This is a genomic window from Ruegeria sediminis, assembly GCF_005938215.1.
In the GTDB taxonomy this organism is placed as follows: Bacteria; Pseudomonadota; Alphaproteobacteria; order Rhodobacterales; family Rhodobacteraceae; genus Ruegeria; species Ruegeria sediminis.
On sequence record NZ_VCPD01000004.1, the window covers coordinates 469824 to 492281 of the forward strand.

General features: G+C 65.8%; 21 protein-coding genes. 6 read left to right on the forward strand and 15 right to left on the reverse strand.

From position 1 onward, the window contains the following. The first annotated feature begins 4 nt into the window (after positions 1-4). Positions 5-1438, forward strand: a complete 1434-nt coding sequence (locus FGK63_RS13765; RefSeq protein WP_138843175.1) for a sulfotransferase family 2 domain-containing protein — start codon at positions 5-7, stop codon at positions 1436-1438. A 7-nt stretch (positions 1439-1445) separates the two neighbouring features. On the opposite strand, the gene FGK63_RS13770 is transcribed toward FGK63_RS13765, so the two are convergent. From FGK63_RS13770 to hslO, 8 genes are all read right to left on the reverse strand, one after another. Then, on the reverse strand, positions 1446-1964 hold the full coding sequence (locus FGK63_RS13770; protein WP_138843177.1) for a L,D-transpeptidase family protein: 519 nt from the start codon (positions 1962-1964) through the stop codon (positions 1446-1448). A 60-nt stretch (positions 1965-2024) separates the two neighbouring features. After that, positions 2025-2810 (reverse strand): ion transporter, encoded by a 786-nt coding sequence (locus FGK63_RS13775; protein WP_138843179.1) that lies wholly within the window; start codon positions 2808-2810, stop codon positions 2025-2027. 29 nt (positions 2811-2839) lie between these two features. Beyond that, positions 2840-4063: a class I SAM-dependent RNA methyltransferase gene (locus FGK63_RS13780; protein WP_138843181.1), complete on the reverse strand. Its 1224-nt coding sequence runs from the start codon at positions 4061-4063 to the stop codon at positions 2840-2842. 40 nt (positions 4064-4103) lie between these two features. Continuing rightward, on the reverse strand, positions 4104-5936 hold the full coding sequence (locus FGK63_RS13785) for an ABC transporter ATP-binding protein (RefSeq protein WP_138843183.1): 1833 nt from the start codon (positions 5934-5936) through the stop codon (positions 4104-4106). After that, positions 5933-7771 (reverse strand): ABC transporter ATP-binding protein, encoded by a 1839-nt coding sequence (locus FGK63_RS13790; RefSeq protein ID WP_138843185.1) that lies wholly within the window; start codon positions 7769-7771, stop codon positions 5933-5935. The genes FGK63_RS13785 and FGK63_RS13790 overlap by 4 nt, the downstream gene beginning before the upstream one ends. Before the next feature lie 185 nt (positions 7772-7956). After that, complete coding sequence (locus FGK63_RS13795; RefSeq protein WP_138843187.1) at positions 7957-9117, reverse strand: CCA tRNA nucleotidyltransferase; 1161 nt, start codon at positions 9115-9117, stop codon at positions 7957-7959. Next, on the reverse strand, positions 9114-9710 hold the full coding sequence (locus tag FGK63_RS13800; protein WP_138843189.1) for a CoA pyrophosphatase: 597 nt from the start codon (positions 9708-9710) through the stop codon (positions 9114-9116). Before FGK63_RS13800 ends, FGK63_RS13795 begins: the two co-directional genes overlap by 4 nt. Then, positions 9703-10689, reverse strand: a complete 987-nt coding sequence (gene hslO, locus FGK63_RS13805) for an Hsp33 family molecular chaperone HslO (RefSeq protein WP_138843191.1) — start codon at positions 10687-10689, stop codon at positions 9703-9705. Before hslO ends, FGK63_RS13800 begins: the two co-directional genes overlap by 8 nt. A 75-nt stretch (positions 10690-10764) precedes the next feature. Here hslO and FGK63_RS13810 point away from each other — a divergent pair, with 75 nt between their 5' ends. Beyond that, positions 10765-11208 carry an NUDIX hydrolase gene (locus FGK63_RS13810; protein ID WP_138843193.1) on the forward strand — a complete coding sequence of 148 codons (444 nt, stop codon included), beginning with the start codon at positions 10765-10767 and terminating at the stop codon, positions 11206-11208. Here the strand turns inward: FGK63_RS13810 and FGK63_RS13815 are convergent. Further along, a complete protein-coding gene (locus FGK63_RS13815; RefSeq protein ID WP_425471851.1) occupies positions 11205-12476 on the reverse strand; it encodes a PP2C family protein-serine/threonine phosphatase in 1272 nt (423 codons plus the stop codon). The genes FGK63_RS13810 and FGK63_RS13815 overlap by 4 nt on opposite strands. 162 nt (positions 12477-12638) lie before the next feature. Here FGK63_RS13815 and FGK63_RS13820 point away from each other — a divergent pair, with 162 nt between their 5' ends. Next, positions 12639-12965 carry an Hpt domain-containing protein gene (locus tag FGK63_RS13820; protein ID WP_138843195.1) on the forward strand — a complete coding sequence of 109 codons (327 nt, stop codon included), beginning with the start codon at positions 12639-12641 and terminating at the stop codon, positions 12963-12965. A 3-nt stretch (positions 12966-12968) separates the two neighbouring features. Here the strand turns inward: FGK63_RS13820 and ilvA are convergent, their stop codons facing one another. Both ilvA and FGK63_RS13830 read right to left on the reverse strand, forming a co-directional pair. After that, positions 12969-14195, reverse strand: a complete 1227-nt coding sequence (gene ilvA / locus FGK63_RS13825) for a threonine ammonia-lyase IlvA (protein WP_138843197.1) — start codon at positions 14193-14195, stop codon at positions 12969-12971. Positions 14196-14253: 58 nt separating this feature from the next. After that, complete coding sequence (locus FGK63_RS13830) at positions 14254-15018, reverse strand: hypothetical protein (protein WP_246044032.1); 765 nt, start codon at positions 15016-15018, stop codon at positions 14254-14256. A gap of 142 nt (positions 15019-15160) precedes the next feature. Here FGK63_RS13830 and FGK63_RS13835 point away from each other — a divergent pair, with 142 nt between their 5' ends. Both FGK63_RS13835 and FGK63_RS13840 read left to right on the forward strand, forming a co-directional pair. Next, on the forward strand, positions 15161-16387 hold the full coding sequence (locus FGK63_RS13835) for an argininosuccinate synthase (protein ID WP_138843201.1): 1227 nt from the start codon (positions 15161-15163) through the stop codon (positions 16385-16387). Then, the gene (locus tag FGK63_RS13840; protein WP_138843203.1) at positions 16384-16827 is read left to right on the forward strand and encodes a DUF1810 domain-containing protein; all 444 of its coding nucleotides are present in this window, start codon (positions 16384-16386) and stop codon (positions 16825-16827) included. The genes FGK63_RS13835 and FGK63_RS13840 overlap by 4 nt, the downstream gene beginning before the upstream one ends. A gap of 15 nt (positions 16828-16842) precedes the next feature. Here the strand turns inward: FGK63_RS13840 and FGK63_RS13845 are convergent, their stop codons facing one another. Next, on the reverse strand, positions 16843-17556 hold the full coding sequence (locus tag FGK63_RS13845) for a sulfotransferase-like domain-containing protein (RefSeq protein WP_138843205.1): 714 nt from the start codon (positions 17554-17556) through the stop codon (positions 16843-16845). Continuing rightward, positions 17553-18464 carry a D-amino acid aminotransferase gene (locus FGK63_RS13850; RefSeq protein ID WP_138843207.1) on the reverse strand — a complete coding sequence of 304 codons (912 nt, stop codon included), beginning with the start codon at positions 18462-18464 and terminating at the stop codon, positions 17553-17555. Before FGK63_RS13850 ends, FGK63_RS13845 begins: the two co-directional genes overlap by 4 nt. A 143-nt stretch (positions 18465-18607) precedes the next feature. Between FGK63_RS13850 and msrA the strand changes: the two genes are divergently transcribed. Beyond that, a complete protein-coding gene (gene msrA, locus FGK63_RS13855) occupies positions 18608-19270 on the forward strand; it encodes a peptide-methionine (S)-S-oxide reductase MsrA (RefSeq protein WP_138843209.1) in 663 nt (220 codons plus the stop codon). On the opposite strand, the gene FGK63_RS13860 is transcribed toward msrA, so the two are convergent. Both FGK63_RS13860 and FGK63_RS13865 read right to left on the reverse strand, forming a co-directional pair. After that, the gene (locus tag FGK63_RS13860; protein ID WP_138843211.1) at positions 19267-20142 is read right to left on the reverse strand and encodes a ribokinase; all 876 of its coding nucleotides are present in this window, start codon (positions 20140-20142) and stop codon (positions 19267-19269) included. The genes msrA and FGK63_RS13860 overlap by 4 nt on opposite strands. Before the next feature lie 3 nt (positions 20143-20145). Beyond that, positions 20146-22401, reverse strand: coding sequence for an NADP-dependent malic enzyme (locus tag FGK63_RS13865; protein WP_138843213.1), 2256 nt, complete (start codon positions 22399-22401; stop codon positions 20146-20148). Positions 22402-22458: the final 57 nt, after the last annotated feature.

Genomic DNA, 22458 nt, shown 5'->3' on the forward strand with positions numbered 1-22458 from the left:
CGGCATGACAGCCACGTTCGACTATTTCGTCATTTTCGCCGAGATGCGCACCGGATCCAACTTTCTGGAATCCAATCTGAACGCGCTGGACGGCGTTTCCTGCCTGGGCGAAGTGTTCAATCCCCATTTCATCGGGCATCCCAACCGGACCGAGGTTCTGGGGATCACCCAGCCGGAACGGGACGCGGATCCGGCGGCCCTGCTGGATGCCATCCGCAAGATGCCGGACGGCCTGGCCGGGTTCCGGTTCTTTCACGACCATGATCCGCGCGTGCCGGACCTCGTTCTGGACGACCCGCGCTGCGCCAAGATCATCCTGACCCGCAATCCGCTGGACAGCTATGTCTCGTGGAAGATCGCGCAGCAGACCGGGCAGTGGAAGCTGACCAACATCAAGCGCCGGCGCGAAGCCCTGGCCGAGTTCGATGCCGACGAGTTCTGCCAGTATGTCGCGAACCTGCAGGACTTTCAGCTGCGCCTGCTGAACGCGCTGCAGCGGTCGGGACAGACGCCTTTCTACCTCGCCTACGAGGATCTGCAGGACATCGACGCGCTGAACGGCCTGGTCAAATGGCTCGGGCTGGACACGCGGCTTGCGCAGCTGGACGAAAGCCTCACCCGTCAGAACCCGGGACCGATCGAAGACAAGGTCGCCAACCCCGACCAGATCGCGGCGGGGCTTGCCGGGCTGGACCGGTTCAACCTGACCCGCACGCCGAACTTCGAACCGCGTCGAGGCCCCGCCGTGCCGACTTATGTCGCCGCCGCGGATACCGCCCTTATGTACCTGCCGGTCCGGGGTGGGCCAGAGGCGGAAATCGTACGGTGGCTGGCCGAACTGGACGGCGTCGAACCGGACGCCCTGATCACCGGCATGAACCGGAAACAGGCGAACCGCTGGATGCGCGCCAACCGCGGGCACCGCCGGTTCACCGTGGTGCGGCACCCCCTGTTGCGGGCGCATTCGGTGTTCTGCCGCCGGATTTTGAATACCGGACCGGGAAGCTATACCCGCATCCGCAACACCCTGCGCAGGCAGTTCAGGCTGCCGATTCCGGAAAAAGCGCCGGACCAGGAGTATTCCCTCGATCAGCACCGCGCCGCCTTTGCGGCGTTTCTCGAATTTCTCCGCATGAACCTTGCCGGTCAGACGCCGATCCGGGTCGATGGCAACTGGTGTTCGCAGTCGCAGACCCTGAGCAGCTTTGCCGATTTCGCCCCGCCCGATCAGGTGCTGCGCGAAGACGAGATGAAATCGGCCCTGCCCGACCTTGCGCGACAGCTGGGCCATCCCGATCCGCCGACGCCGCGCGACCCGTTGCCGGACTCACCGGTCTCGCTGTCGGACATCCATGACGCCGAACTCGAGGCGCTGGCAGCGGACATCTACCAGCGCGACTATCTTCTGTTCGGTTTCGAAAACTGGAAACCCGCCTGATCCCGGTTCAAGGTCTGAGCGTGATGGTCGTGCCGTCCTTGACCATGGCGTAGATCTCTTCGATCTCTTCGTTCTTGACGGCGATGCAGCCCGCGGTCCAGTCGTCGGTCTTGCGGGCGCGCTTGCGATCCTTGCGCTTGTTGGGCTGTCCGTGAATGAAGATGTCGCCACCCGGATCGACCCCTGCCGCCCTGGCTGCGGCGATATCCTGCGCATTGGGATAGGAAATTCCGATCGACAGGTGGAACTGGCTTCGGGGGTTGCGGCGATCGATGACGTAGGTGCCTTCCGGCGTCCGCCCGTCGCCCCGCGCGCCCTTGGTGCCGTTGGGCGAAAAACCCAGATCGACCTTGTATTCCTTCAGAACCTGGTCGTGGTGCATGAGATAGAGTTTTCGCGCACCCTTGTTGACGACCAATGAGGTCACCTCGGGTCCGCTATAGCTCAGAAATCGCGGGCTGGCCGATGCGCATGCCGAAAGACTCAGCATCGCCAATGCCCCCATACCGAATGCTCGACGGTTCATTATTTCACTGCCCGTTGCCTGTTTTGCCTCCCATTATGCCAGAAAAATGGAAATCCAAAATCACTTTTTCATGTCAGACCGGCCGGCCAGGCGCCGTTCGATCGACTCGAGCCGTTCCAGCACCTCGTCGCGATAGGCATCCGTCTTCACCTCGTCCTCGGCATGATGGGCGTCCTGCATCGAGTTCACGATGAGACCGACGAGCAGGTTCACGACCGCGAAAGTGGTGATCATGATGAAGGGAACGAAGAACAGCCAGGCGTAGGGATAGACCTCCATCACCGGCCGCACGATGCCCATCGACCAGCTTTCCAGCGTCATGATCTGGAACAGGGTGTAGGCGGACAGGCCCAGATCGCCGAACCAGTCCGGAAAGGCGCTGGCGAACAGCTTGGTGGCGATCACCGCGCCGATGTAGAAGATGATCGCCATCAGAAGGAACACGCTGCCCATGCCCGGCAGCGCCTGGATGAATCCCTCGACGACGCGCCGCAATCTGGGCGCAACCGAGATGACGCGCAGCACCCGCAGGATCCTGAGCGCCCGCAGCACCGACAGGCCCTGCCCGCTTGGCACCAGGGCGATGCCCACGACGACGAAATCGAACAGGTTCCAGCCTCTGAGGAAAAAGCCGCGGCCCTGCGCGGTGATCTTCATCGCGATCTCGGCGACGAAGATGGCAAGGCACAGCCCGTCGAGAAACACGATCAGCTCGCCCCAGGACGCCATCAGCACCGGCGAGGTTTCCATGCCCAGAAGAACGGCGTTGAAAAGAATCACGCCGGTGATGAAATGCCCGAACAGCGGGGCTTCGGTGAATGCGCGCAAACGCTGCCTGAAGCCCATGGACATACTCTCCTGACTGCTCATCGATTTCAGATCTCCAGTTCGAAACGTGCTGCCAGCTCCACGTGGGAAGACCAGCGGAATTGGTCAACGACCTGAACCCAGTTCAGGCGGTATCCCGCCGCAACCAGCGTTTTCGCATCGCGCGCGAAGGTGACAGGGTTGCAGGATACATAGGAAACCAGGGGCCGCTTTGCCAAGGCCAGCTCCGCCACCTGCGCCTCGGCGCCGGCGCGGGGCGGGTCGAGCAGGACGGCGTCGAACTTCGCCAGTTCGTCCGGCATCAGCGGCCGGCGGAACAGATCGCGCGCCTCGGCCGTCACCTTTTTCAAACCCTGCGTCCTGCGCCATGCCTGCTCCAGCGCGCCCGTCATCGCGGCGTCGCCCTCGATCGCGTGCACCTCGGCGTCCTCCGCCAGCGGCAGCGAAAAGGTGCCGCAGCCGGCGAACAGGTCCGCCACCCGTTTCGCCCCCCGAACAGCCTCGCGCACCGCGCGCAACAGTGCCTCTTCGCCATCCCTGGTCGCCTGCAGGAATGCCCCCGGCGGCGGCACGACAGCGGCGCGCCCGAACCGCTGCACCGGCGGGCTGCCCATCGCGATCACCTCGTCCTCCCAGGTCAGCCGCGCCAGCCCGTGCGTCTCGGTCGCCTGCGCCAGCATCAGTTCCAGCGGCCCGTCCAGCGGCTTGCCGCCCCTGACCGCCACGTCCAGCCCCGCCTCGGACAGGGTCAGCGTCACCGCCAGAACCCCCTTCCGGCTTGCGCCCAGAACCGCCAGCGCCTCGGCCACGGGAATGGCGGCGACAAGCGCGGGGTCCAGCAGCAGGCAGCCCGGGATCTCGGTGATGATATCCGACGCGCGACCGTGGAAACCGGCCTGCGCGCCCTTCTTGGTCCGGCGCGCCGCGATCACGGCCCGCCGGCGCGAGCGTTCGGGCGAGGTGTGAACGGGCCGCATCGGCGCCTCGATCCCCTGGGCCGCCAGCGCGGTGCGGACCACTTCGACCTTCCAGTCCGCGACGAACGCGTCGGAGGCATGCTGCAGCTGACAGCCGCCGCACGCCTTGTAATGCCGGCAGGGCGCCTTCACCCGATGCTCGGACGGCGCCTCGACCCGGATGTCGGCCAGCTGGGTTCCGTCCAGAACACCGCTGACGATCTCGCCGGGCAGGGTGCGGGGCGCGTAGACCGGACCTTCGGCAATGCCGTCGCCCTGATGTCCGAGCCGGAGAATGGTATGGGTTTGCGTCATGGATGGCCTGATAGCGGTGCGCGCCGGTTGAAAAAAGCCCCTATTCGGCGGCTTCGGTGCGGATGAACCCGCCCGACTGGCGGTGCCAGAACCGGGCGTAAAGCCCGCCTTTGGCCAGCAGCCTGTCATGGGTGCCGCTCTCGACGATCCGGCCCTCGTCCAGCACGATGATCCGGTCCATCTCGCTGAGCGTGGACAAGCGGTGGGCGATGGCCAGAACCGTCTTGCCCTCCATCACCCGGTGCAGGGCGGTCTGGATCGACGCCTCGACCTCGGAATCCAGCGCCGAGGTCGCCTCGTCCAGAACCAGTATCGGCGCGTCCTTGAGAATGGCCCGCGCCAGCGCGATCCGCTGCCTTTGCCCGCCGCTCAGCTTGACGCCGCGCTCGCCGAGGTGGGCGTCATAGCCCTTGCGCCCCTGCGCATCCTCGAGATCCAGGATGAACTCATGCGCCTCGGCCTTCTTCGCCGCCGCCAGCAGCTCGTCCTCGGTGGCGTCGGGGCGGCCGTAAAGGATGTTCTCGCGCGCCGAGCGGTTGAACATCGCGGTTTCCTGCGTGACCATGCCGATCTGGCGGCGCAAACTGTCCTGCGTGACGGCCGTGACATCCTGTCCGTCGATCCGGATGGCGCCGTTTTCCCCGTCATAGAGCCGCAACAGCAGCGAGACCAGCGTCGACTTGCCCGCCCCCGAGGCGCCGACGATGCCCAGTTTCTCGCCCGGCCGCACGGTCAGCGACATGTCCTGCACGCCGCCCGTATCCCGGCCGTAGGCAAAGGACACGTCGTCGAATTCGATCTCGCCATCGGTCACGACCAGGTCCGGCGCCGCCGCCCCGTCCTCGATCCGCCTGCGGACGGCCAGGGTCTTCATCCCGTTCTCCACCTCGCCGACATGCGCGTAAAGGCCCAGCAGGGTAAAGCTGACCCACCCGGTCATCTGCGAGATGCGGATCGACACGGTGCCCGCGGCCACGATGTCCCCGGCGGTCGCGCTGCCCGCCTGCCACAACACCAGCGTTGCCGCCAGCAGCAGCACCGGCAGCACCCCGGCCAGCGTCATCAGGATGAAGCGGAAGCTGACAGAAAGCCGCCCGAACTCCAGCGCCCTCTCGCGCAGCTCGACCATCGCCCTCTGGGCGGCCTGGTCCTCGTGATCTGCATGGGCAAACAGCTTGACCGTCTTGATGTTGGTGATCGTGTCGACCACCTGACCCGACACCATCGCCCGCGCCCCGGCCCGCGCCCCCGAGCGGATGCGGACCCGCGGCAGGTACCAGCGGATCAGCGCGAAATAGACGACCAGCCACAGCACGAAAGGCAGCATCACCAGCGGATGGATCGAGCCCAGCAGGGCCAGCGACCCCACCAGCGACGCCAGCGCGAAGACGATGGCGCTGATGGTGTCCGACACCACCGAGGCCAGCGCGTTCGAGGTCTGCATCTGCTTTTGCGCGATCCGGCCCGCGAAATCGTCGTCGAAATAGGTGACGGACTGGCCCAGCGTCCAGCGGTTCAGCTTGGACAGCACCAGCGGCGGGATGTTCGGCATCACGATGTAGTTGTTCGAAAGCGACGACAGCCCGAACAGGACCGGCCGCAGCACCATGAAGAAGAAGACCGCGCCGACGATCATCCACAGGTTCTGGGGCGACAGGAACGCGTCCGGCCCGCTGGCCGTCGCCACGTCGATGACCCGGCCCAGGATCCAGGCCGTCACCGCCTCCATCGCGCCGGCGGCGGCCGAGAAGAACGCCGCCAGGAACAGCATCGGCCAGGCCCCGGACAGGCACCAGCGGATGAAGGCGCCCAGCGTCCGCGGCGGCGGCGTCTCGCCGGGACGGAACGGGTCGATCAGGTCGGCGATCCTCATTCTGCCGCCTCCGGGTTCAGGAAACCGCCCGATTGCCGCGCCCAGAACCGGGCGTAAAGCCCGCCATGCGCCAGCAGTTCGGCATGGCTGCCCTGTTCGACGATGCGCCCCCGGTCCATCACCAGGATACGGTCCATCTGGGCAATGGTGCTGAGCCGGTGCGCGATCGCGATGACTGTCTTGCCCTGCATCATGCCGTAAAGCGTGTCCTGAATGGCTGCCTCGACCTCGGAATCTAGGGCGGATGTCGCCTCGTCCAAGAGAAGGATCGGCGCGTCCTTCAGGATGACGCGCGCCAGCGCCACCCGCTGCCGCTGCCCGCCGCTGAGTTTCACGCCCCGCTCGCCCACATGCGCGTCATAGCCGCGGCGACCCTGCGGGTCCTGAAGATCAAGGATGAAGTCATGCGCTTCGGCCTGTTTCGCGGCGGCGATCATCTCGGCTTCGCTGGCCTCGGGACGGCCGTAAAGGATGTTGTCCCTGACCGACCGGTGCAGCAGCACGCTGTCCTGCTGAACCATGCCGATATGGCGGCGCAGGCTGTCCTGGGTAACCTTCGAGATGTCCTGACCATCGATCAGGATATCGCCGCGCTCGGCGTCGTAGAAGCGCAGCAGCAACTTGACCAGCGTCGATTTCCCCGCGCCCGAACGCCCGATCAGGCCGATCTTCTCGCCGGGTTCGATGGTCAGGTTGATCCGGTCCAGCCCGCCCGCCTCGCGCCCGTAGTGGTGCGACAGCTCGCGCAGTTCGATCCGGCCTTCGGTCAGGCGCAGGGGCCCGGCATCGGGCGCATCCACCAGGTCGATGGGCTGCGCGATGGTCTCCATCCCCTCGGCCACCACGCCGAGCTGACGGAAAAAGCTGGTCAGCGCCCACATCATCCATTCGGTCATCGCGTTCAGCCGCAGCGTCAGCGCCGTCGCCGCCGCGACGATCCCGACCGACGCCTGCCCCTGCATCCAGAGCGCCACGGCCCAGCCGACGACGCCGACGATCAGGAAACCGTTCAGCGTCACCAGTATCACGTCCATGACGGTGAAGATCCGCATCTCGACCTGGAAGGTGCGGCGCGTGTTTGCGATGGCTTCGCGCGCATAGGCCAGCTCTTGATCGTCGTGGGCGAACATCTTGACCGAATGGATGTTGGTATAGCTGTCCACCACCCGCCCCGTCACGGTCGAGCGCGCGTCGGACGCCGCCTGCGACGCCGGACCCACGCGCCGCACCGTCCAGCGCACCAGCAGCGCGTAGAGGCCGAACCACAGCAGCAGCGGCAAAACCAGCCGCACATCCGCCGTCATCAGCAGGATCGCCGCGCCGATCAGATAGGCCAGCGAAAATGAAATCGCGTCGAAGACCTGAAAGATCACCTCGCCCGCCGCCGGGGGCGTCTGCATGATGCGGTTGGCGATGCGCCCGGCAAAATCGTTCTCGAACCAGCCCACGGACTGGCGCAGGACGTGCCGGTGCGCGCGCCACCGGATCAGCGTGCCAAAGTTCGGCAGGATCGCGTTGTTCAGAAGCAGCACGTCCAGCAGATGCAGGATCGGCCGCAGGAACAGCACGAAACCCGCAACCAGCAGCAACTCGGTGCCATGCGCCTCCCACACCTCGGCCGGAGAGCCGGTCAGCAGATCGACGACCCGGCCCATGTAGTAGATCAGGCCCAGTTCGACCGCGGCCACGACCGCCGATGTCACGGCGGTCCAGAAGAAGACCCGCAGGAACGGCCGCGAATAGTCCAGCAGGAACGGCCACAGCCGGCCCGGCGGCGTATCCGCCTCGCGGTAGGGGACAAAGGGGTCTACGAGGTCTTCGAAAAATCGAAACATGGAACGTGCTCCAATCGAGCAGACAAACGGAAATGCGAAACGTGGCAGCGCCGCGGCACCACCCTTACGGGTCGTATGCCACGGCCTCAGCCGAACCGGAGCCCGTAATACATTCGCATTCCTCCATCCATGTGACAGGCGACACCCTAGCCGCAAATCCATCGGCTTGTCACCCCCGCGGGGGATCAGCCGGTTTCGGCCAGCAATTCGCTTCGGTCCAGCGCGAAGCCGGACGCGATCCAGCGCGCTTCCAGTTCCGCCAGCTTGTCGCCCAGCGCGGGGCCGGAAAACCGCGGCAGAAGGTCCCTGGCCCTGACCGGGAAACGGGCCTGCGCGCCCTGCCGCAATTCCGCGGTCATGTCGGGGTTCCACGGCTGCTCGAGCAGCGCGTACCGCAACAGCACCGCGTCGAGCCCGCCATCGGCGCCCAGGCGGTAGCCGAGTTCCGGCGCCCCCGCCGTTCCGGCGGCGGCCTCGCGCATGTTTTCCACGCGCCGCAGCTGCGCCCGGCTCAACCGCAGGGTCGAGACGGTCTCGGCCCCGCCCAGCGCGGCGAGGCGGCGGACGGGATCCGCCACGGCGCCGGCCTGCGCCTCCAGCGCCACCAGCGGCGCCAGGGCCCCGTCGTCGGCACCGGGCAAGATCTGCGGCAGAACCCCGGCGGCCCGCATCGCGGCGACAGAGGGGGCCGGATCGGCCGCGCCGAGCAGCTTCAGAAGCTCCGCCCCCACCCGTTCGCGCGACAGCCTGGACAGCCCGTCCAGATTGGCCGCGATGGCCGACAGGGCGTCCGGATCGAACCCGGCCTCGTCGTCACCGTAAAAGGCGTGGAACCGGAAATAGCGCAGCGACCGCAGGTAATCCTCGCGGATGCGGTCCTCGGCGTGACCGATGAACCGGACCCGGCGGGCCCAAAGGTCGGGCAACCCGCCCAGCGGGTCCAGCACGGTTCCGTCGGGCCGGGCGTAAAGCGCGTTCATGGTGAAATCGCGGCGGGCGGCGTCCTCTTCGACCCGGCCGGAATAGGCGATCCTGGCGCGCCGGCCGTCGGTTTCCACGTCGCGGCGAAAGGTGGTGACCTCATGCGGCACGCCGCCGCTCACCAGCGTGACCGTGCCGTGGTCGATCCCGGTCGGAACCGCCTTGATGCCTGCCTTCTCGGCCAGTTCGACCACCCGTTCGGGGCGGGCGTCGGTGGCGATGTCGATATCGGCCACATCCACGCCCAACAGCGCGTTGCGCACGCAGCCGCCGACGAACAGGGCCTGCGCGCCACCGCCGGTCAGGGCGGCGCAGACCTTCTGCGTATCGGGATCGGTCACCCAGGCATCTGTGATCCGCGTCATCCGTTCACCCGCGCTGCAAGGCCCCGCAACATGCGCGCGGTGGCACCCCAAATATAGTAGGGGCCGAAAGGAACGGTGAAATAGAACCGCCTCTGCCCGCGCCACAGACGCGATTCTACAATGTAGTTGCCGGGGTTCAACACGTGGCTCAGCGGCACCGAGAAAACCTCGTCCACCTCGCCGGGTTCGGGCAGCGGATCGAACGCCTGCTCCAGCACCGCGACGACGGGCGTCACCAGAAAGGACGTCACCGTCTCGTGCGGCGGCAGATGCCCCAGGATGCGCGGCAGATGCAGCGGCAGCCCGATCTCTTCCTGCGCCTCGCGCAGCGCGGCGGCGGTCACGTCGGTATCGCCCTCGTCCTGCTTGCCGCCGGGAAAGGCGATCTGGCCGGGGTGATGCTTCAGCGCCGAGGACCGCTTGGTCAGGATCACCCGCGGCGCGCCCGAGACCAGCGAAATCGGCACCAGCACGCCGGCCGGGCGCAGCTTGCGCCCTTCCGGCAGCACTGTGCCCGGGTTCAGGTCGAAATCGCTCGACCCGCCGCCCGGGCGGTTCAGCGCCGCCGTCAGCTCGGCGACCGGGTCACGCACCGTCTTGCGGGTCGGCGTCGAAACCGACCGTGCTGGGGTCGAGCACGTAATGCGCGCCGCAGAACTGGCAGTCGGCGGTCACGGTGCCTTCGGGCGTGGTCATCTTCGCGATGTCCTTGGCGGAATAGATCGACAGGCTTTGCCGCACGCGATCCTCGGAACAGGTGCAGCCGAACTGAACCTGCTGCGCGTCGTAGACGCGCGGCTGCTCCTCGTGAAACAGGCGCACCAGCAGATCGGTAAGCTGCACCGACGGCCCGATCAGCTCCAGGTCCTCGACCGTGTCCAGCAGAATGTTGACCCGGCCCCAGTTCTCACCCTCCTCGCCGTCCACCAGGTCTTCGGCGGTCAGGATTTCGCCGGTGCCCTCGTTGGTGGCGACGAAGGGAGACGCCTTGGGCAGGTGCTGCAGCATGACCCCGCCGGCCCGCCAGTGCTCGTCCGAACCGGGTTCGGTCGATTTGCCGTAGCTCAGCGAGAACCGGGTCGGCAGCTGCTCGGACTGGGCGAAATAGGCCTCGGCGCAGGCGCTGAGCGAGCCGCCCGCCAGCGGCGTGATCCCCTGGTAGGGTTGGGTGCCCTTGCCCTGGTCGATCAGGATGGCGAAATAGCCGTCGCCGACCTGGTCGAACGGCGCATCGTCGGTCAGGCGCTCGCGGTCGAAGCTGGCATAGGCGCGGATCTGCGCCGGCTGACCTTCCTGGCGCGGCGCGTAGTAGTCGGTGGCGATCATCCGCACCGCCCCGTTGGATTGCACCTGCAGAGACAGTTTCCAGCGCAGCGCGATGGTCTGGCCGATCAGCGCCGTCAGCAGCGCCATTTCCGCAACCAGCGCCTCGACCTGGGCCGGATAGTCATGCTGCTTGAGAATGCCGTCCAGCACGCCGTCCAGACGCGCGACTCGGCCGCGCATGTCGGATACGTCCAGCTGGAAAGGCAGGACGGTGTCGTCCCACGCGATTTTTTTGCCGATAGACATGGGTTTCCTTACACGCCACAGGTTGGCATACCGCCACCATAGTTGTCGAATACCTCGGGTTGAAGGGGGCCATACATGATCAGGCGTTTCGGTGAAAGCCCCGAACCGGGCCGGACCTACACGCGCCGCATCGGGGTCTATGCGCTGCTGCCGCGCGGGAAATCCCTGCTGCTGACCTGCCAGACCGAGCCGGGCCCCGACCTGCAGCTGCCGGGCGGCGGGATCGATCCCGGAGAATCGCCGGTATCCGCCCTGCATCGCGAGGTCTATGAAGAGACCGGGTGGATGATCGCCGCGCCGCGCCGCATCGGCGCGTTTCGCCGCTTTGCCTACATGCCCGAATACGATCTCTGGGCCGAGAAGATCTGCCTGATCTACCGTGCCAGACCGGTGCGCCGGATCGGCCCGCCGACCGAGGCGTTCCACGAAGCCCTGTGGATGCAGGCGGATGCGGCGGCGATGCGACTCGGCAACGCTGGCGACCGGCATTTTGCGCATCTGCACGCGCGGGGCGTCTAGTGGCCGTCGTATTCGAAGAAGACGGCTGAAACATCGTCCTCGAACCCCTGCTCGGGCGCCATGACCTGCGTCAGCCGCCAGAACAGATCGTCCAGAAACTCCTGCCCGCCGCGGTCCTTGTCGCATTGGCGTACCAGTTGCAGCAGGCCCTCGGGGTCCAGCATCTCGCCATCGGGCTGCCGGCATTCGCTGAAACCGTCGGAATAAAGCAGCAGGCGGTCCCCGGGCTGCAGATAGGTTTCGACGCGCTGATAGGTGACGTCGGGCAGCAGGCCGATGGGAACTCCGCCCTCGCCCAGGAACTCGGCGCTGCCGTCGCGGCGCAGCACCAGCGGATGCGGGTGGCCGGCCTGCACCATCCTCAGATGACCGTTGCGCAGATCGACGACCGCATAGACCATGGTGAAATATTCCTCGATCCCTGTGTCGGCGATCAGGCGCGCGTTGAGGGTGGCGGCGACCTCCTCGGGCGGCAGCAGCGCGTAGAACCTGTCGAACCGCCGTTCCATGGCCACGTTCTGGTCGAAATAGGTGCTGGACAGGTATCCCCCCAGCCGCGCCGTCATCATGGCCGAGGTGATCCCGTGGCCGGACACGTCGATGCTATAGAAGCCCAGCCGGTTCTCACCGGGCGAGAACATGCCCACAAGATCCCCGCCGATATGGCCGCAGGGCTTCAGCAACAGGCTGACCCGCGACCTGCCGAAGCGGCGCGTCAAATCCGGCACCAGCGATTCCTGGATCTTACGCGCCTGGATCAGGTCCTTGTCGATCGCGTCGTGGACGATCTTGAGCTCGTCCAGCGCCCTTTCGATGATGCGGTTCTTTTCGGACAGCTCCCGCTGCATGCTCAATATCCGCGCGCCGGCGGAGATCCGGGCGCGCAGCTCGTCCGCGCCAAGCGGCTTGACCAGGAAATCGTCGGCCCCCGCATCCAGCCCCTGCGCCACCTCGTTCTGTTCGCTTTTCGACGTGAGCAGGATGAAATAGGCGTAGTTGTCCGCCTCCAGCCGCCGGAACGCCTGGCAGAATTCCAGCCCGCTCATGCCGGGCATGACCCAGTCGCTCAGGACCAGATCGGGCGGATCGTCCCGGCACAGATCCAGAGCCGCCTCGCCGCAATCGGCTTCGATGACCTCGAACCCCCATTTCCTGAGCGAGCCCGTGAGAATCCGGCGCTGCAGGCGGCTGTCGTCCACGACAAGAACCCTGCGAATGGCTCCAAAATCCTGCTCCGCACGGGTCTGCGCGTCACCACCGATAAACACAATGAAAGTCCTGCTGCCTGCATCCCGGCGAATTGGCTCCACGCTAGGCCGCAGCCCTTAACATCTTATGAAATCGAGAAGGCCGACGGTTTCGCATCCGCTTAACCGTCCGTTTACCCGCGCACTCCTACCAATGAACCGGGTACGGGCAGGCAGGGCGCCATGATTCACTGGCCAACGGTTGAACAGCTGCGAAACGAAGTCGGCGCCGAGGAATTCGTCGAGGTGCTGCAGATCTTTTTCGAAGAGGTCTCGGAAACCTTCGCGCAGATGCGGGCCGACCCGGATCGTGCGCAGCTCGAGCGGAACCTGCATTTCCTGAAAGGCAGCGCCGTCAGCCTGGGGTTTCAGACCTTCTCGAGACTGTGCCAGGACGGAGAGCGAATGTCGGCGTCCGGCTCCGCAGGGGCAGTCGATCTGGACGCCATCGTCACGGCGTTCGAGGAATCGAGATCGGCGTTTCACGCCGATCTCGCGCGACACGTCTGAGATTCAGATGACGAACTGCGCCAAAGTCTCGTCTTCGGTGATGTCGGTATAGGTGAAGCCCGCATCGTCCAGATGCGCGAACAGCCGCATGAAATTCTCCGGCCTGGTCGTCTCGATCCCGATCAGGACCGAGCCGAAGTTGCGCGCCGATTTCTTCATGTATTCGAAGCGGGCGATGTCGTCGTCGGGCCCGAGGAAGTTCAGAAACTCCTTCAGCGCGCCGGGACGCTGTGGCAGGCGCAGGATCAGGTATTTCTTCACCCCGGAATAGCGCTGGGCGCGCTCCTTGACCTCGGGCAGGCGTTCGAAATCGAAATTGCCGCCCGAGGTGACGCAGACGACGGTCTTGCCGCGGATGAAACTCTGCACATCCCGCACCGCCTCGATCGCCAAGGCGCCCGCGGGCTCGAGCACGATGCCCTCGACGTTCAGCATCTCGAGGATGGTCGTGCAGATGCGGTCCTCGGGCAGGACGATCACATCCGACAGATGCCGGGATTTCAGCAGCTCAAAGGGCTTGTCGCCGATCCGCCCCACCGCGGCCCCGTCGACGAAGGTGTCCACCCGGTCCAGCGCCACCGGATGCCCCGCCGCCAGCGCCGCGCGCAGACAGGCCCCGCCCTTGGGTTCGACGAACAGGCAATGGGTCCGATCCCCGAACCAGGTCGCCACGCCCGCCGACATCCCGCCGCCTCCCACCGGCAGGATCACGTGGTCCGGCCGCTGGCCAAGCTGCGTCTCGATCTCGACCGCCAGCGAGGCCTGGCCCTCGATGACATCCGCATCGTCGAAGGGCGACAGGAAATGCCCGCCCTGCTCGGCGCACCATTTCTGCGCCGCGGCCAGCGTGTGGTCGAAATAGTCTCCGACCAGGTGAATCTCGACATTCTCGCCGCCGAACATCCGGGTTTTCTGGATCTTCTGCTGCGGCGTCGTCACCGGCATGAAGACCACGCCGCGCACGTTCAGATGCTTGCACATGTAGGCCACGCCCTGCGCGTGATTGCCGGCGCTGGCGCAGACGAACAGATCCTGCCCCTGCTGCTTGCGCATGGCGTTGAACGCGCCCCGGATCTTGTAGGACCGCACCGGGCTCAGATCCTCGCGCTTGAGCCAGATGTCGGCGTCGAAACGGTCCGACAGATGCGCATTGCGCTGCAACGGCGTTTCCGGAAAGACGGTGCGCATCGCCTGCTCGGCGGCGCGGGCGCGGGACATGAAATCACTCATGCCCGTTTCAGTGCCGCATCGCCGCGCCCGAGGCAAGGGATAGATCGGCGTGCAGGGCTCAGCCCAGCTCCCGCCCCTCGACGAAAACGCCGTACATGGTGGTCAGGATGCTGACATTGATCAGCGGCAGGACAAGCGTGGTGGCGAACAGCACGACCAGCACCCCAAGAACCGGAACGATCATCAGCGCCGCGCTGACCAGCTGAACCACAAACTGGAACAGTACGGACACGATGATGAGAACGCCCAGCGCGCCCGCGGTTCCGGCCGTGCTGTTCCACGCCTGCGCCAGCGTCAGATGCTGACCGACGGCGGCCGACGGCAGAATGATGGCGAGGCGCAGGAAACAGATGATCAGAAACGCCGCATAGGCGATCGTCAGGATCACCGACAGCCCGACCGACTGCTCGCCGATCGCGGCCAGCAGCAGGCCCAGAGGCAGGAAGCCGATCAGGGCCAGCACGCCCAGCATCAGGCCGCGGCCGAAATAGGCGAGGATCCGGTCGAAACGGAATTCGGGAAAGATGCCGGTCGGATATTCCTCGAGCAGGATGAACCTGTGCCACGCGACGGCGATCCAGAACATGACGGTCCAGATGATGACCAGCAGCAGCGCGAGAAAGAGGAAAAACGTGCCCGGCGAAACCCCGGGCGGCAACCCTTCGGCGGTTTCGTCGAACGCCTCGAGCGGGATGCCGAGCGCAAGGAATATGCCCACGATGAGAACCGTCGCGACCAGCGACGGCCCGACTGTGATCTGCAGGACCTGTTTGAGATTGCCGAAAACCATCCGCACCGAATGCGCGAAAATACTCCACCCCATCATCCCGAACCGCCCCCTCAACCGTTTGTTGTAGCTTGCGGGATGTTTCGCCCGGATGACCCCCGCCGTCAATGCACACCGCTTGCCCCCAGGTCCAAAAAACGTTAGGGGCCAAGCGTCATACGCATCAGAGGGAAGTCAGATGTCCGCGCCCAAGAAAGTTGTTCTGGCCTATTCCGGTGGCCTCGATACCTCGATCATCCTGAAATGGCTGCAGACCGAATATGGCTGCGAGGTCGTGACCTTCACCGCCGACCTGGGCCAGGGCGAGGAACTCGAGCCCGCCCGCAAGAAGGCCGAACTGCTGGGCATCAAGCCCGAGAACATCTTCATCGAGGATGTGCGCGAGGAATTCGTCCGCGATTTCGTCTTCCCGATGTTCCGCGCCAATGCCCAGTACGAAGGGCTGTACCTGCTGGGCACTTCCATCGCGCGGCCGCTGATTTCCAAGCGCCTGATCGAGATCGCCGAGGCGACCGGCGCCGACGCAGTGGCGCATGGCGCCACCGGCAAGGGCAACGACCAGGTGCGGTTCGAACTGTCCGCCTATGCGCTGAACCCCGAGATCAAGGTGATCGCGCCCTGGCGGGAGTGGGACCTGACCAGCCGCACCAAGCTTCTGGCCTTCGCCGAGGAAAACCAGATCCCGATCGCCAAGGACAAGCGCGGCGAGGCGCCGTTCTCGGTCGACGCCAACCTGCTGCACACCTCCTCCGAGGGCAAGGTGCTGGAAGACCCGGCGGTGCAGGCGCCCGACTATGTCTACCAGCGCACGGTGCATCCCGAGGACGCGCCTGACACGCCGGAATACATCGAGATCGCCTTTGAAAAGGGCGACCCGGTCGCGATCAACGGCGAGGCGATGTCGCCCGCGACCCTGCTGACCGCGCTGAACGAATATGGCGGCAAGCACGGCATCGGCCGGCTGGACCTGGTCGAAGGCCGTTTCGTCGGGATGAAATCGCGCGGCATCTACGAAACGCCCGGCGGCACCATCCTGCTCGAGGCGCATCGCGGCATCGAGTCGATCACCATGGATCGCGGCGCCATGCACCTGAAGGACCAGCTGATGCCGCAATATGCCGAGCTGATCTACAACGGCTTCTGGTTCAGCCCCGAGCGCGAGATGCTTCAGGCCGCCATCGACCGCAGCCAGGAGCACGTGACCGGCACCGTGCGCGTCAAGCTGTACAAGGGCCTCGCCTCGACCGTCGGCCGCTGGTCCGACCACTCGCTCTATTCCGAGGCGCATGTGACCTTCGAAGAGGACGCCGGCGCCTATGACCAGAAGGACGCCGCAGGCTTCATCAAGCTGAACGCCCTGCGTCTGCGCCTGCTGGCCACGCGCAACCGGCGTGTCGCAAAATGAACGAGGACGAATTCCCGGAAGACGACGAACTCGACATGTTCGTCGAGGCTCAGGACACCGTCTGGAGCGATGTCCTGAGCGAGCTGTCGCAAGGCCGCAAGACCAGCCACTGGATGTGGTTCGTGTTTCCGCAACTGGCCGAACTTGGCCGGTCGCACATGGCCCAGCTCTACGGGATCGAGGATCTGGACGAGGCCACCGCCTATCTGAACCACCCGGAACTGCGCCGCCGTCTGGTCGAGGTCAGCAGCCTGATGCTGACCCACAAGGACAAGGACCCGGCGCAGATCCTCGGCAAGATCGACGCCAGGAAACTGCGCTCGTCGATGACGCTGTTCGCCGCGGTTCCCGGCGCACCGCCCGAGTTCCAGGACATTCTCGACAGCTTCTACGGCGGCGCGCCCTGTCCGCTGACGCAGCAGTCCATCGGCCGGTCCTGACCGGCCGGCCGCCGCTCAGAGCTTGGCCGCCTTCATCGTTTCGTAGAACGGCAGCGCCGCGTCCAGCACCGGCTGCAGGCTCTCCGGCACTTCCGGCAACGGTCCTTCCGGCCCGGCGAAACCGGTCGAGTTCCAGACCGCGCCATACCAGTGCGACGCCCAGACGCCGTCATCCTTGTGCCCGCCCTTCGGCCAGGTCAGCATCAGCGGCGACCACGGCACCCCGATCGCGTCGCAAAGCTTCTCTAGCATGGCGGCGGGATTCTCGCGGATGTCATGGCTGTCGATCACGACCGGATCGCCGCCCCAACCCTGCACCTCGTCGAACAGCTCGGCCTGCTGCCGGAACCCGATGTCGTCCAGGGTCGGGTTCTCGCGCTTGGCCGCGTAGCTGGCGATGACGCGGGCCGGGTGGCGGATCAGGAACACGTTGCGGGTCGCGCGCATCCAGTCCCGCGGCACGCCGGGGATCATGTGCTGGGTCATGTGCTTCTGGTACCAGAACGGCCGCGCGCCGGGATTCGGGCCGGCCAGCTTGCGCGCCACCTCCTCGGGGTCCTGCGGCTGCGCGGCCAGGATCTCCTCGCGCATCGGATGGTTCAGCCCGGTCATCGCCAGGTAGGCGGCATAGAAGGGCTCGTCGATGATCGCGCAATCCGTGCGCGCCCCGAACGCGTACATCATGGCCGTCGACAGGTTCCGCGGCCCCGACCACATCGCGATCTTCATGCCGAAACCTCCCGGTCGATCAGCGCCTTGTACAACTCGCGGATCCGCCGCGTCATCGGGCCCATTTCGCCGCTGCCGATCACCCGCCCGTCGATCTCGCCCACCGGGGTCTGCGCGCCGAACGTGCCGGTCAGGAACGCCTCGTCCGCGCCATAGGTGTCGACCAGCGAATAGTTCCGTTCGTAAATCGGGATCCCGTGTTCCCGGCACAGGTCGATCACCTTCGCCCGCGTGATCCCGTTCATGCAGTAATCGCCGGTCGAGGTCCAAACCTCGCCCTTGCGCACGATGAAGAAGTTGCAGGCGTTGGTGGTGTTCACGAACCCGTTCACGTCCAGCATCAGCGCCTCGTCCGCGCCCGCCTTCTCGGCCGCGATGCAGGCGAGGATGCAGTTCAGTTTCGAATGCGAGTTCAGCTTGGGATCCTGCGTCATCGGCAGCCCGCGCATGTGCGGCACCGTGGCCAGCCGGATCGGGCGCGGCAGGTCGGGGCGCGAATGCTCCATGATGATCACCATGGTCGGCCCCGAACGGCTGAGCGACGGATGCTGGAACGGGCGCACCTTGACCCCGCGCGTCACCATCAGGCGGGCATGGGCGTCGGTCGTCATCCCGTTGGCCTTCTGAGTCGCCGTCAGGGCGTCGATCACCCCCTGCCGGTCCAGGCCGATATCAAGGTCGATGGCCTTGGCCGCCTCGAACAGGCGGTCCACGTGTTCATCCAGAAACGCCCATGTCCCGTTGTACAGGCGCAGCCCTTCCCACACCCCGTCGCCCAGCATGAAACCGCTGTCGTAGACGCTGACCGTCGCCTCGGCCTTGGGCACGATCCGGCCGTTCACGTAGATCAGGATCTGTTCGTTGCGCGCATCTTCCTGGGCCTGATGGGTGCTCATCTTCCGGGTCATGGAGTCCTCCTGTTGGCGGCAAGCTAGACGCCTGTTCGCGCGCGGCCAAGAGGTAAACTCCGCTCACCTGAACGTGACCTCGGAGGAATGTGAATTGCCCGCAACGAATTCCGGCGTCAGCCTGCAGGCAAAGGAGATCGAACATGACCCGCATCGACTGCATCAAACCCAAGGCCCTCTTCGCGCTGATCGTCTTGGCCGCCCTGTTGCGCTGCTTTCCCGCCGCCGCCGGCGGCACCGAGTCGCTGACCGTCGCGGGCGGGTGCTTCTGGTGCGTCGAGGCGGATTTCGAGAAGGTGCCCGGCGTGACCGGGGCCGTGTCCGGCTATACCGGCGGCAAGGTCGAAAACCCCACCTACAAGCAGGTCGTGCGCGGCGGCACCGGCCATTACGAGGCGGTGCGGATCACCTTCGACTCCGGCAAGGTCTCGCGCGAAACGCTGTTGAACCTGTTCTTCCGCTCGGTCGATCCGACCGATGCGGGGGGCCAGTTCTGCGACCGGGGCGACAGCTACCGGACGGCGGTCTTCGTCTCTGGTCCGGGCGACAAGGCCATCGCCGAACAAGCCAGGGCCGCGGCGCAGAGCGAACTGGGGCAAAGAATCGTCACCCCGATCCTGCAGGCGGCCACCTTCTATCCGGCCGAGGAGTATCATCAGGACTATTACAAGGGCTCCAAGCTGGTCCTGACGCGGTTCGGCCCGAAACGCCAAAGCAGCGCCTACAAGGCCTACCGCGCGGCCTGCGGCCGCGACAACAGGGTCCGGGAATTGTGGGGAGATGCCGCGCCCTTTGCCGGGGGCTAACCCAGCCGGGCCCGCTGCACCTCTGCAAGATCGGGAATGACATCCGCGGTGCCGTGGCGCGTCACCATGATGGCCGCGGCGCGCATCGCCAGGTCGATCGCCTGCGGCATCGGCATCCCGCGATCCATCCCGGCCAGAACGTAGCCGGTAAAGGTATCGCCCGCGCCCGTGGTATCGACCGCCTCGACCTTCAAGGCCGGAAAATCCGCGAATTCGCCTGATTCAGTGTCGAAATACCGCGCGCCCTTGGAGCCCAGCGTGACGATCACCTGCGTCACCGGCAACTCCGCGGGCGCAAGGCCGGTGGCCTGCTGCAACTGCTCCGCCTCGACCTCGTTCAGGATCAGGAAGTCCAGATATGGCAGCACCGCCTGCACCGCTTCGGCATCGAACGGCGCGGCGGCGTAGCAGACCGTCAGCCCCAGGTCGCGCCCCATGCGGGCGGCCTCGACCTGGGCGTTGGTTTCGTTCTGCATCACCAGCAGATCCCCCGCCCGCGCCTCGCCCAGCGCCCGCGTCAGGTGATCCGCACCGATCTCGCGGTTGGCGCCGGGGAACAGCAGGATCAGGTTCTCGCCCGAGCTTTCCACCGCGATGATCGCATGGCCGGTCGGAGCCTCGGCCTGCGCCACGTGCCGCGTGTCCACGCCGTAACCCGCCAGCCGTTTCGCCGCCCAAAGCCCGTCCGGCCCGACGGCGCCGATGTGGCGGACACCGGCGCCGGCCCGCGCGGCGGCGACGGACATGTTGGCGCCCTTGCCGCCCAGGAACCGGGACAGGTCCGACGCCGGCAGCGTTTCACCCGGCCGCGGCAGATGCGGCACGGCATAGACCATGTCCGCATTGATCGAACCGAGGTTCCAGATCGTCATGGCCTAGCCGATCTTGGTCGAGGCCAGAACCGCCATGTTCAGAATGTCGTTGGCGGTCGATACGGTCGAACAGACCTGGATCGGCTTGTCGATGCCGGTCAGGATCGGGCCGATCACCGTCGCCCCGGCCATTTCCTGCATCAGCTTGGTCGAGATCGAGGCCGAGTGCCGCGCCGGGACGATCAGGATGTTGGCCGGACCGGTCAGGCGCGAGAACGGGTAAGCCTCCTGCGCGCGGGCGTTCAGCGCCACGTCCACGGTCATTTCGCCCTCGAACTCGAAATTGGCGCCCCGCGCCTCGAGGACCCTGGGCGCCTTGTACAGCTTTTCGGTCCGCTCCGAGACCGGATAGCCGAAGGTCGAGAAGCTGACGAAGGCCACCCTCGGCTCCATGCCCATGTGGCGGGCCACGCTGGCGGCCCGCTCGGCGATGTTGGCCAGGTCGTTTTCGTCCGGCCATTCATGCACCAGCGTGTCGCCGATCAGTATGATCCGGCCCTTGTGCAGCAGCGCGGTGATCCCCGCCGCCCCATGCGCCGCGTCGGCGTCGAACACGTGGTTGATCTGGTCCAGCACATGCGCCGATTTCCGGGTCGCGCCGGTGACCAGACCGTCGCCGTGCCCATGCGCCAGCATAAGCGCCGAGAACACGTGCCGGTCGCGCGCCGCCAGGCGGTGCACGTCCTTGCCGTCAAAGCCCCGGCGCTGCAGCCGCTGGTACAGGAAATCCTTGTAGGTCTGCAGATGCTGGGTGTTGGCGGCGTTGACCACCTCGATCTCGCGCACCGCGTCCTCCAGACCGGCGGCTTCGAGCTTGGCCTTCACGTCGTCCTGCCGCCCCACGACCAGGGCCTTGCCGAAGCCCGACCGCTGATACATCACCGCCGCGCGCAGCACGCGGGGATCGTCGCCTTCGGCAAAGATCATGCGGCTTTGCGCCGCGCGGGCCCGGTTGTTCAGGCCGCGCAGGATGCTGGCCGTGGGATCCATCCGGGATTTCAGGCTGACTTCATAGGCTTCCACGTCGATGATCGGCCGCCGCGCCGCGCCCGTGTCCATGCCGGCCCGGGCGACGGCGGGCGGAATGCGGTGGATCAGCCGCGGATCGAACGGAGTCGGGATGATGTAGTCGCGGCCGAAGGTCAGGTTGCGCCCATAGGCCATCGCCACCTCGTCGGGCACGTCCTCGCGCGCCAGCCGGGCCAGGGCATGGGCGCAGGCGATCTTCATCTCGTCGTTGATGGCGCGCGCATGGATGTCCAGCGCCCCGCGGAACAGGTAGGGAAAGCCCAGCACGTTGTTCACCTGGTTCGGATAGTCGGACCGCCCGGTCGCGACGATGGCGTCCGGACGCACCTCGTGCGCTTCTTCCGGCGTGATCTCGGGATCCGGGTTCGCCATGGCGAAGATCACCGGATTGTCCGCCATGCTAACCACCATCTCCTGCGTCACCGCGCCCTTGACCGAGACGCCGAGGAACACGTCGGCCCCCTTCATCGCCTCTTCCAGCGTGCGCAGCTCGGTGCTGATGGCATGGGCCGATTTCCACTGGTTCATGCCCTCGGTCCGGCCCTGGTAGATCACGCCCTTGGTGTCGCAGACGATGCAGTTCTCGTGCCGCGCGCCCATGGATTTCAGCAGTTCGATACAGGCGATCCCCGCCGCGCCCGCGCCGTTCAGAACGATCTTCACATCCTCGATCTTCTTGTCCGAGATATGCAGCGCGTTGATCAGCCCCGCCGCGCAGATCACCGCGGTGCCGTGCTGGTCGTCGTGAAAGACGGGAATGTCCATCTCTTCCTTCAGCCGCTGCTCGATGATGAAGCATTCCGGCGCCTTGATGTCTTCAAGGTTGATGCCGCCGAATGTCGGCCCCATCAGCCGCACGGCGCGGCAGAATTCGTCCGGGTCCTCGGTGTCCAGCTCGATGTCGATCGAGTTGACGTCGGCGAACCGCTTGAACAGCACCGACTTGCCCTCCATCACCGGCTTAGATCCCAGCGCGCCCAGGTTTCCCAGGCCCAGAACCGCGGTGCCGTTCGAGATCACCGCAACGAGGTTGCCCTTGTTGGTGTAGTCATAGGCGGTTTCCGGTTTGGCGGCGATCGCCTCGCAGGGAACGGCCACGCCCGGCGAATAGGCCAGCGACAGATCGCGCTGTGTCGTCATCGGAACGGTGGCCTGCACCTCCCATTTGCCGGGGGTCGGTTCGAGGTGAAAGGCCAGCGCCTCTTCGGGGGTGATTTTCGCTTTGGGCATCGGATGGGTCGTTTCTCTGATACTAGGGGCCTCTCGCCTCTTACCCTAGGGACCGGC